Origin of the sequence: uncultured Psychroserpens sp., from assembly GCF_947501425.1 — a bacterium.
Taxonomy (GTDB): Bacteria; Bacteroidota; Bacteroidia; order Flavobacteriales; family Flavobacteriaceae; genus Psychroserpens.
Genome location: NZ_CANMVN010000011.1, coordinates 62361 through 72863, shown reverse-complemented (window position 1 = coordinate 72863; position 10503 = coordinate 62361). Strand labels below are relative to the sequence as shown.

Here is a 10503-nt window from a genome sequence, read left to right as displayed (position 1 = left end):
AGTTGCAGAAGGTATATTATCCCATGATACAGATGCTGATGTAGGAGTTACAAGAGTTACTGCCAGATTTGAAGGAGCAACACTATTATCACAAGGAATCTGTAGTCCGATAATCTTAAAATCATCGATAAAGAATCCTTCACCATTTGCTGAATAATTTTCGAATCTATTATTTGCATCGGTTCTAAAACGGAATCTAAATTGCGCATTTGGAGCTTGGAATAATGCACTATTTGTAGTGGCATCAATAATAATTTCTTCCATAACCCATTTGTCCATTCTATCACCATCATAGACTCTACCGCTACTATTATTGTTTTGTTGGAACGAGTGACTTGTAGACGATTTAGCACCATGTTCATTTGTGGTGAAATTTGTAGCATTTGGTTTATTGTAAATACCACAAAGTGACACCCAGTTACTACCATCGGTAGATCCTTCGAATTCTACAAAATCGAAATTTCTTTCTAAATCCCATTTAGTATAAAACTGAATAACAACTTCATCAGAAGCTGATAAATCATGTGTGTTTGTAGTTATGGATGTGTTTTGATTATTACCTAAAGTGGTGATATTATTACCTCCAGTTTTTATACCTCGGCTACCAGAATAAGCAGCACCTGGTGCATTTGAAGCTGTCCATGTTCCGGATAAATTCCAGTTTGTGTTAATTGAGTTTGCATCAGGATCATCTGATAGAATCATTGTTGGTTGATAATACTTTTCAATGTTTACATTGTAAAACACATTAGTTCCATCTGATAGCTGCACATTATATTCGATGATATCATTTGGTTGTATAGTTCCATCAAGTACGATTTCGGCAGTGACATTATTTTGATCTAAGACATTCATTCCAGTTTGAGTAGGAATAGACGCAATAGAGATAATATTTCCAGACACAGGTGTTACAGTTAATGTGAAATCACTTGGTGTTTGTCCGATACGCTCAATACCAAAAGTTAGATCTGATGTTAAACTATTGATATCACTTTGCGTTAAATCATGAAATTTTGCATACTTACCTCCGTAGTAGGCGTTCATTAAATTGATTCTCATTCCTCTGGCAGCTATTCTCTCAATATCAGATATTCCAGCTGTTTGCGTTGGATTTGGCCAAAAGCCTCCTTCACTTCCATAACTACCATGTTCTGGTGTAGACGCTAAAATATTTTGACCAGAACCTACTGAAGCAGGACTACTATCATTTGGGAATGGGTTATTAGCATTACTTGTTGTATTACCTGCATCTGCAGTACCACCTAGCATCCAATCATCTGCAATACCATTAGCTGGTGTGAATATAGTAGCACCAGATACATATCTGTTAAACCTTGACATGTCTTCATGCCATTGGTGCATTTCATCTTCTCTATTAGACACTCGGGTTGGAATACCACCATACGGATGAGGTATAGCATTTGCTGCAGAGTGATGCATTAAACAAGTTTCAAAATTTCTTGCGAGAACAAAATCTCTTAGAATTTGAGATTCAGGTTCTGAGAAAGGCGCAGGACCTCTGTATGTGTCACTAGAAGGAATATCATTTGAACCACTAGAATCACCATCTGCTCCCCATAAGTAATCAAAGTTTCTATTGACATCAACCCCTCTTGTTGCAGTAGAGTTAGAGGTACTACCTGTATTTGGTCGGCAGTTTTTTCTTTGGAAAGTTCCACCGTTAGAGTTTAAATGTTGATTCCAGCGTAAACCATCTGGATTCACAACTGGAATAAAATATAATTCATTATTATCTACTAAATTCTTTATGGCTGGATCTGTATCGTAGTTTTCAAGAAGGTACCACATAAAATACATGTTACTCATTAAACTACTAACTTCACGAGCATGAATCATTGAGGTATACAATATTTGAGGTTTGCTACCTTCAGGAGAAGATTGATCACCTGTAATTCGAACATACCAAATGGTTTTAGGATCCCATCTTGTTGTTCCTTGACCTGTATATGTTAATCCATTATTAGTTATAGTTCCTGATGGATTTCCCCAAGTGGTTTGATTTGTTGGCGATGCATCTGCTTTAGCAGAAATTAGATTAGGATAGTTAGCATGCATCTGATCAAGCTCGGCCTCCATTTCTGATACAGTCAAGCAACCTCCTAGAGATCCTTGATTGTATAAACTAGGTTTAGTCCAGTTTACTTCTTCGCAACCCGTATACTGTAAATAATTGTCTAGTATGGTGCTTGCTATTGATCGATTGCTTGTATTGGACTGATCACTAGATTTAAATTGTTCAAAAGCTTTTTCAATAGATAATTCAGAAGGGTTTCTTTCCTGATAGTATTTAGTGAGGTCTTCTACAACAACATTGTATTTGATTCCTGCATTGTCAAGCTGACTTAATTGTTCAACAGATAATTCCAATTGAATGGAATTGTTTTTGTAAACAGCACCACATCTCAAGTCGATACCAATGTTCAGTAAAGTTTGAATTGTAGTTTCGGAATCATTATTAGTTATAATTCGCTTGTAAATGTCTTGCGAATAGGAGGTTTGTACTACTAAAAATAGTAGCACAAGTAAGCAGGTAATTTTTCTCATTAGTTTGGGGTTTAATGAATTTATGTCAATTAATTAGGATGCTAATATATTACTTTATTTCATTTTTAGTCTATAAAATGCAAAAAAAACCGATGAAATGCACTAATTTAACATTTGATAATATTGCTACTAGAATCAATTAGCTAAAAATCAGGTAATTGTTAGAATTTGAGTTTTTTGGAGAAATTTAAAAGATTTAAGCATGGAGTATAGGTCTTTTAATTGTTGAAATATAAAAGCCAAGTATTTTACGCCAGACCTTATCTACTTTAGCAAGAACTAGATTTAGAGAATCTTTTTGAGGAAGCTTTACAATAGCAAAAGCTTGAACGCTATCACGTTCAACAATTTTTTATGTCATTTCGCATCAGAGTAAACTCTAGCTCATAACATAAAAAAAAGTCTAACACTTTCGTGCTAGACTTTAACTGCTGTAGCGAGAACGAGATTTAAAGAATCTTTTTGGGGAAGCTTTACAATAGCAAAAGCTTGAATGCTATCACGTTCAATAATTTTTTTATGTCATTTCGCATCAGAGTAAACTCTAGCTCATAACATAAAAAAAAGTCTAACACTTTCGTGCTAGACTTTAACTGCTGTAGCGAGAACGAGATTTAAAGAATCTTTTTGAGGAAGCTTTACAATAGCAAAAGCTTGAACGCTATCACGTTCAACAATTTTTTATGTCATTTCGCATCAGAGTAAACTCTAGCTCATAACATAAAAAAAAGTCTAACACTTTCGTGCTAGACTTTAACTGCTGTAGCGAGAACGAGATTTGAACTCGTGACCTCCGGGTTATGAATCCGACGCTCTAACCAACTGAGCTACCTCGCCATTTATGAGGGTGCAAATATAAAAACAAAATTTTTGTGAGCAAACATAAAATGTGCAAATTATTTTTTTCTAGTTTTTAGTTTTAAACTCAACAATTAATGTATATATTGACAACATAATAATTTACCTATGGAAGATAAAGTTAGAATTGAGATGGAGTTTGTTATTCATGCTTCGCCACAACTTTTATATCAATATATATCTACACCTTCAGGATTGTCTGAATGGTTTGCTGATAATGTAAACTCAAGAGGAGAGTTGTTTACATTTATTTGGGATGGTAGTGAAGAAAAAGCAAAGCTTTTAAGTAAGAAGAGTGGAGAGCGTGTAAAATTTAGATGGCTCAATGACGAAGAAGATGGCGCATCTTATTTTTTTGAAATCAGAATTCAAGTTGATGAAATAACCAAAGATGTTTCAATAATTGTTACAGATTTTTCTGATGAAGATGAAGTTGACGAAGCTAAGATGCTATGGGATAATCAAATTTCAGATTTAAAGCAAGTTTTAGGCTCAGCATAGAATTTCTAAGTCATATAAGTTTTATATTTGTCTCGATTTTTAATCGAGACTTTTTTATGATAAATTTTGACGGCGAATTGATTGAGACATCAAGTTTTATAACTAGTGAAAATAGAGGTTATAAATATGGTGACGCAGTATTTGAAACTTTAAAAGTTGTACATGGTAAAATTTTATTTTGGGAAGACCATTATTTTAGATTGATGGCATCAATGCGCATTATGCGCATGGAAATACCGATGAATTTCACCATGGAATTTCTCGAGGCCGAAATACTTAAAACCTTAGATGCTAATTCTCTCTTAAAATCATCAGCTAGAGTCAGGTTAAATGTTGATAGAGGTAATGGTGGTAAATACAAGCCCAAAGCTCAAACTATTAGTTATAATATTTCTGCTGAAATCTGTAATGAAGATTTTTATGTTTTAGATAAGAGTGATTCGTATACTGTAGATCTCTACAAAGATTATTTCGTAGCTCCCGGTTTATTATCAACACTTAAGACCAATAACAAAGCTATTAATGTTTTAGGGAGTATTTATGCTGAAGAAAATGGTTGGAACAATTGTTTATTATTGAATACTAATAAAAATGTTGTTGAGGCACTCAATGGTAATTTGTTTTTGGTAACTGGTGAAACGATAAAGACACCACCATTAACAGATGGATGTTTAAAAGGTGTAATGCGTAAACAAATTATTGATGTGGTTTTGAATTCTGGTGATTACGTTTTAGAAGAGGCCTCTATTTCGCCATTTGAACTTCAAAAAGCAGATGAGCTATTCATAACAAACGTAATGATAGGGATATTACCTATTATGAAATACCGTAAAAAAGAGTATGTAGTTAAGATCTCTGAGGATCTATTGAAACGTTTAAATACAAAACTAAGGTTATCTTAGTTGTAACTTGGATTTTCAGGAGCATTAGACCAAAGCGAATAATCACCTCCTAATTCTAACATTTTTTCTTTCCAAAAGGAGTCACAACACTTGTTGATAAGTTCATTTTTGTAAACATTTTCAGAAACGATCCATGCATTAGACTCTAGTTCATTATCTAGTTGTTTTGCATCCCAACCTGAATAGCCAAGAAAAAATCTGATATCAGAAGTGTTTAATTTATCGTTTTTTAGAAGTTCTAGTACAACATCAAAATTTCCGCCCCAAAACACACCATTAGAAATTTCAATACTATCTGGTATTAACTCAGGAACCTGATGAATAAAATATAGATTGTCTTGTTCAACTGGACCTCCATTATGCACCTTAAATGTTGCTTCTGTCTCTGGTATTAGATCGTTAAGTGTATATTCAAGAGGTTTGTTTAAAATGAAACCAATAGAGCCTTGTTCGTTGTAATCTGCCAATAGTATGACAGACCTATTAAATGATAAGTCGCCAATAATTGAAGGTTCAGCAATTAAAAGATGTCCTTTTTTGGGCTTTGATATAATCATATAAACATCATTTGTGAATTAAATCTAAAACATATTTTACTAATAACCAACTATTCATAGAATTACTTAGGCTTTAGAACAAAAAAAAGCTCACTGTAACAGTGAGCTTTAGTATTGTATTTTAAGAAATACTAGTTTACAGCACTACTTAAATCAGAACCAGCTTTAAACTTTACTACGTTTTTAGCTTTGATTTGTATAGTTTTACCAGTTTGAGGGTTTCTTCCTTCTCTTGCAGATCTTTTAGAAACTGACCAAGAACCAAATCCTACTAAAGAAACTCTGTTTCCTTTTTGTAAAGCTCCTTCGATGTCAATTAATAATGAATCTAATGCTTTCTTAGCAGCTGCTTTTGTAATTCCTGCATTCTCTGCCATCCCATTGATTAAATCTGTTTTGTTCATAAAATTTAAATTTTAAATTGTTAAAAAAATAGTTGGGTTAAACGTTATCGTTAAATCCGCATACAAATTTATACGTAAAATCCATCTACGCAAGTAATAGCAAGGGAAATACGAGTATTTGTTGATAACTTGGGGCATTTGTTAATAAAGCCTTGCATTTCGTCGGAGTTTTTATAATATCAATGTATATAAGGGTTTTAGAGCATTTTAGCATTTTTGTCAAAATTGTAACCATTGAGTAGCGATTTTGAATCCATTTTTCGCTTTCCTGGAAGCTTTATTTCTTTAATAATAATGTAACCATCTCTAGTTGTTACTTTTAACTCATCTTTACTTACTAATAGTTTTCCAGATTCAAAATTATGATCGGTTTTATCTTTTTCAACTTCAAAAATTTTCACATTTAATTCATCATCATTATTAATTAGATAGCACCAAGCAGCTGGAAATGGGTTTAAACCTCTTATTTTGTCATATATGGTATCTGTATCTAAACTCCAATCAATCTTACAATTCTCTTTATTGAGTTTGTAGGCGGTTTTGCTAACTTCAGTTTTAGGCTGTATGGTTGTTTGAACTTTGTCTTTTTGAATGAGGTCAACAGTTTCAAGGACCAATTCGCTTCCAACAATCATTAGCCTGTCATGCAGAGATCCAACGGTTTCGTCATTAGACACCTCAATTTCTTTTTGGAGTATTATTGCGCCTGTATCAATCTTTTCATCAATGAAAAATGTAGTTACTCCTGTTTTAGTTTCACCATTTATTATGGCCCAATGAATTGGAGCTGCACCTCTGTAGTCAGGTAATAATGAAGCATGAAGATTAAAAGTTCCATATTTTGGCATATTCCATACCACTTCTGGTAACATTCTAAATGCTACAACTATTTGAAGATTGGCATTAAGGGCTTTTAATTCTTGAATGAAAGTTTCATTTTTTAAATTAGTTGGCTGTAAGACTTTTAAACCTTGAGATGTCGCATATTTTTTTACTGCAGATTCGTTAAGTTTTCGCCCTCGACCTGCAGGTTTATCAGGTGCTGTAATAACACCTACTACATTATAATTATTGTCTACCAAACTTTTTAGTGTATTTACTGCAAAATCTGGCGTGCCCATAAAAATAATTCTCAATTTATCTCTCGTCATGTTATTTTATTTTATATGTGTTGGCAGATGTTATGGAAATGACATCATGCTCTAACAATTCTTTTAAGACTTTTAATATCAATTCTTTTTCGAAAGGAAGCTGTTCTACCAAATCTCTGGAGCTCAGTGCCTTTTCCTCAAGTTTGTTAATTATGTGTTTCTGAATGGTTTTTAGGATGGTTTTATCTTCTGAAATATCCACTGATAAGCATACAGAACATTTACCGCAATCTTCTGAAGTTGGTTCTCCAAAGTATGTTAATAATTGTCTGTTCTTACAAAGCGAGTCATTTTTTACAAAATCCAATACTGCTTTGACCTGAGTTCGTTTCAATTCTTGTTGCTGTTCAACAACATTTGTAATTCTGTTAATGGTTTTGTCATCTTCTCTTGGTTGGAGAAAAATAACTTCAGAATCTGTATTAGAAAAAAGGAAGTCGACAATTTCATCTTTATGAAGTTGATTTAAAACAGCAATCACTTGCTTTTCGTCAATTCCTGCTTTTTTGGCAATTAAAGTAAGGTTTATAGCCAATTGGTGTTCAAAAATACCACCATAAGTTCTCAAAATAGTTTTAACAATAATATTGTACTGCGCATGTGTTTCTAAATACGAAAACATAGCATTATTACTAACAATAAATTGTAATTTAGTTTTATAATTAAACTCTTGCGATAACTTGATCACACTATTCCTGTCTAATAGCTGAAGCGTATTGAATGTTTTAGAACTTTTAAAATCGTAAGCCTTACAGAAATCACTGAAATTAAAACGATGCGTAGTTAATTCTCCTTCACCATATGATATTTGAAAGTAGTTACACAATTTTCTGTATACGAGTTTAATTTCATCTATCGTAGGTAAACTATTGATGAACTGGTTTATTAAAACTTGTTCATCAGATGTATTTGTTAATAATATAGCGAATGCAGGCTCATTGTTTCGACCAGCTCGTCCAGCTTCTTGATAGTAACTCTCTAAACTTTCTGGTAGATTGATATGTATGACTGTTTTTACATCTGGTTTATCAATTCCCATACCAAATGCTGTTGTTGCCACCATAATTTCCTTTTGGTTGTTCATCCATGCATGCAATCGGTCTTGTTTATCTTTGGTAGGAATACCTCCATGAAAAAAAGTTGAACTAAAACCTTTTTTTTCCAACAGATTATGGATTTCTACGCTCATACGGCGACTTCTGACATAAATAATAGATGCGCCTTGATGCGTTTTTAATTGTTGTTCCAAATCATAGATCTTGTCTTCACTATTAAGAACCTGATATGAAATATTTGGTCTGGTAAAGGATGCTTTAAAGACTTTTGGAGAGATGAAATCTAAGGCTAATATAGTTTCTTCGATGACCTTAGGTTTCGCAGTTGCAGTTAGAGCAATCACATTGACACTAGGTTGTAGTTGTCTTAGAATAGAGATGTTCTTGTAAGCAGGTCTGAAATCGTTTCCCCATTGGCTTATGCAATGTGCTTCATCCACTGCTATCAAATTGACATTCATTTGTTCAATGCGTTGTCTTACAATATCTTGTTGTAAACGCTCAGGAGATAGGTATAAGAATTTATAATTTCCGTAGATACAATTGTCAAGTAGGGTATCCAGCTCGCTATATTTGATTCCACTTGTAATTGCCATAGCTTTAATGCCTTTATTCTTAAGACTGTTAACTTGGTCTTTCATTAAAGCAACTAAAGGAGAAATGACTATACAAATACCATCTTTGATAAGTGCAGGAATTTGAAAACATATAGATTTTCCACCACCTGTAGGTAATAGAGCGAAGGTGTCATTGTTTTCTAAAACTGAATTAATGATCTCTTCTTGAAAAGGTCTAAAAGAGGTATGATTCCAATATTGTTCTAATATGTTAATTGGATGAGGCATCTATGCGTTTACAATGTCTAAGATAAAGTCTGCACGACTTTCAATGTTGCCAAATGGAACATCGATAAGTTCGTAGCTAAAACGTCGGTAGGTATCTAATAAGGCATGATGTATTTGAACAGCTTGATCAAAGTTTTCATAACGCTCGCTATCACTTACAAAAATTTCCTGCCATGGTGCTAATACAAATATTTGGTCGTACACGTATTTTTCGCAAGCCTCATTAAAATAATTAGGGTACTCACTTTTTGCATAATCCATATACGCCAAAACGTCTGGAATACCTCTGTCTAAAAAGACCATGTCTTTTTTAATAGAATCTGCATCTTTAAATTGTTGAGTCCTTGCCTTTAGTAGTAGCTCACTAAAGAGTAGAGGTTCAGTTAAGAATAACTGCTCAATGCCGTCCTTTCTAGCGTCTAAGGTTACCTGTCTGGATATTTCTTCAAAGCCCGTGTAGTTACGTTTAATAAGTTCGTTTATTATTGAAGACTTTCCTGTTCCGGGACCACCAGTTATGACAATTCGTTTTATATTCAATTTGGCAAGGTTTTGGTTGTAAAATTAACAATAATTAGGCAAAGCAAAATGCAAAGTAAAATGTATCTTTGCTTCCGAAGAAAAAATAATATGAGTCCAGAGAAAAAATCAGAAGAATTCTATAGGAAACTTAGAGGTCAATTGTATGAAACTGCAAGTTGGCCCTCCTTATATTTGTACAAATTTATAGTGCCAACTAACACAGAAAAGATACGTCAGATAGAAGAATTGTTTAATAATTTAGGAGCTGTAATTACAACTAAAGTTTCAGGAAAAGGAACCTATACTAGTGTATCTGTAAATTTGAAGATGAAAGATCCTGATGCGGTCATTGCTAAATATAAAGAAGTTGCTCTAAAAGTAGAAGGTGTTATTTCTTTGTAAAAAGCAGTTTCGGTAACTATTTTTTTGTATTTTGCATCCATATGCAGATGTACTTCATGCATTAATAAACATACTACACAAATTTATATTTTGATAGACGATTTAGAATACAACACAGAGCGTGAACATTTGATTATTCCTGAATATGGAAGACATCTTCAAAAAATGATCAATTACGCTAAACAATTACCAACAAAAGAAGAGCGAAATAAAGTAGCAAAATCTATCATCAATGTGATGGGAAATTTACAACCACACCTTCGTGATGTTCCAGATTTTCAACACAAATTATGGGATCAATTATTCATCATGTCTGATTTTGAATTGGATGCTGATTCTCCATATCCTATGCCTTCTAAGGAAGAACTCTCTGAAGGTCCAGAGCCATTAAAGTATCCACAAAATCATCCGAAATATCGTTTTTACGGAAATAATATTAAGACCATGATTGATGTGGCTAATACCTGGGAAGAAGGCGACTTGAAAGAGGCTTTGGTTTATACTATTGCAAACCATATGAAAAAATGTTTCCTCAACTGGAATAAAGACACTGTTGAAGATGGTGTAATCTTTGAGCATTTATATGAGTTGTCTGGTGGTAAGATTAATCTTAAAACCAGTGATGAGGATCTATCAGATTCTACCAGTTTAATGCGACATAAAAAGAAGTATTCCGGAGGGAAAAAATCGCATCACAAAAAAGGTTCTAACCGAAATAGAAAACGCTACTAATAAGATTTC

At 33.4% G+C, this 10503-nt stretch carries 10 protein-coding genes and 1 tRNA gene; 4 read left to right on the top strand and 7 right to left on the bottom strand.

Annotated elements, in window-relative coordinates:
* Both Q0951_RS16540 and Q0951_RS16535 read right to left on the bottom strand, forming a co-directional pair.
* Nucleotides 1-2565: M14 family metallopeptidase (locus Q0951_RS16540; RefSeq protein WP_299339338.1), on the bottom strand; the 2565-nt coding region annotated here is incomplete at its 3' end.
* Between the two features lie 763 nt (nt 2566-3328).
* Nucleotides 3329-3402: transfer RNA gene (locus Q0951_RS16535), tRNA-Met, on the bottom strand.
* 129 nt (nt 3403-3531) lie between these two features.
* On the opposite strand from Q0951_RS16535, the gene Q0951_RS16530 reads away from it, so the two are divergent.
* Entirely contained in the window at nt 3532-3924 is a 393-nt protein-coding gene (locus Q0951_RS16530) for an START-like domain-containing protein (protein ID WP_299339336.1), read from the top strand.
* Between the two features lie 56 nt (nt 3925-3980).
* Nucleotides 3981-4826 carry an aminotransferase class IV gene (locus Q0951_RS16525; protein WP_299339333.1) on the top strand — a complete coding sequence of 282 codons (846 nt, stop codon included), beginning with the start codon at nt 3981-3983 and terminating at the stop codon, nt 4824-4826.
* On the opposite strand, the gene Q0951_RS16520 is transcribed toward Q0951_RS16525, so the two are convergent.
* The 5 genes from Q0951_RS16520 to Q0951_RS16500 all read right to left on the bottom strand — a co-directional run bounded on the left by Q0951_RS16520 (nt 4823) and on the right by Q0951_RS16500 (nt 9378).
* A complete protein-coding gene (locus Q0951_RS16520; RefSeq protein ID WP_299339332.1) occupies nt 4823-5383 on the bottom strand; it encodes a YqgE/AlgH family protein in 561 nt (186 codons plus the stop codon). The genes Q0951_RS16525 and Q0951_RS16520 overlap by 4 nt on opposite strands.
* 131 nt (nt 5384-5514) lie before the next feature.
* Nucleotides 5515-5787 carry an HU family DNA-binding protein gene (locus tag Q0951_RS16515; protein WP_299339329.1) on the bottom strand — a complete coding sequence of 91 codons (273 nt, stop codon included), beginning with the start codon at nt 5785-5787 and terminating at the stop codon, nt 5515-5517.
* Between the two features lie 197 nt (nt 5788-5984).
* Complete coding sequence (gene fmt, locus Q0951_RS16510) at nt 5985-6938, bottom strand: methionyl-tRNA formyltransferase (protein ID WP_299339326.1); 954 nt, start codon at nt 6936-6938, stop codon at nt 5985-5987.
* A 1-nt stretch (nt 6939) separates the two neighbouring features.
* Nucleotides 6940-8838 carry an ATP-dependent DNA helicase RecQ gene (locus Q0951_RS16505; RefSeq protein ID WP_299339323.1) on the bottom strand — a complete coding sequence of 633 codons (1899 nt, stop codon included), beginning with the start codon at nt 8836-8838 and terminating at the stop codon, nt 6940-6942.
* Nucleotides 8839-9378, bottom strand: coding sequence for an ATP-binding protein (locus Q0951_RS16500; protein ID WP_299339320.1), 540 nt, complete (start codon nt 9376-9378; stop codon nt 8839-8841).
* A 90-nt stretch (nt 9379-9468) separates the two neighbouring features.
* Between Q0951_RS16500 and Q0951_RS16495 the strand changes: the two genes are divergently transcribed.
* On the top strand, nt 9469-9762 hold the full coding sequence (locus Q0951_RS16495; RefSeq protein WP_299339319.1) for a DUF493 domain-containing protein: 294 nt from the start codon (nt 9469-9471) through the stop codon (nt 9760-9762).
* A gap of 90 nt (nt 9763-9852) precedes the next feature.
* Nucleotides 9853-10494: a DUF4290 domain-containing protein gene (locus Q0951_RS16490; protein WP_299339316.1), complete on the top strand. Its 642-nt coding sequence runs from the start codon at nt 9853-9855 to the stop codon at nt 10492-10494.
* Nucleotides 10495-10503: the final 9 nt, after the last annotated feature.

Coding starts and splice junctions, on each gene's coding strand:
- Q0951_RS16530 (WP_299339336.1), top strand. CDS start 3,532: ATGGAAGATAAAGTTAGAATTGAGATGGAGTTTGTTATTCATGCTTCG.
- Q0951_RS16525 (WP_299339333.1), top strand. CDS start 3,981: ATGATAAATTTTGACGGCGAATTGATTGAGACATCAAGTTTTATAACT.
- Q0951_RS16520 (WP_299339332.1), bottom strand. CDS start 5,383: ATGATTATATCAAAGCCCAAAAAAGGACATCTTTTAATTGCTGAACCT.
- Q0951_RS16515 (WP_299339329.1), bottom strand. CDS start 5,787: ATGAACAAAACAGATTTAATCAATGGGATGGCAGAGAATGCAGGAATT.
- fmt (WP_299339326.1), bottom strand. CDS start 6,938: ATGACGAGAGATAAATTGAGAATTATTTTTATGGGCACGCCAGATTTT.
- Q0951_RS16505 (WP_299339323.1), bottom strand. CDS start 8,838: ATGCCTCATCCAATTAACATATTAGAACAATATTGGAATCATACCTCT.
- Q0951_RS16495 (WP_299339319.1), top strand. CDS start 9,469: ATGAGTCCAGAGAAAAAATCAGAAGAATTCTATAGGAAACTTAGAGGT.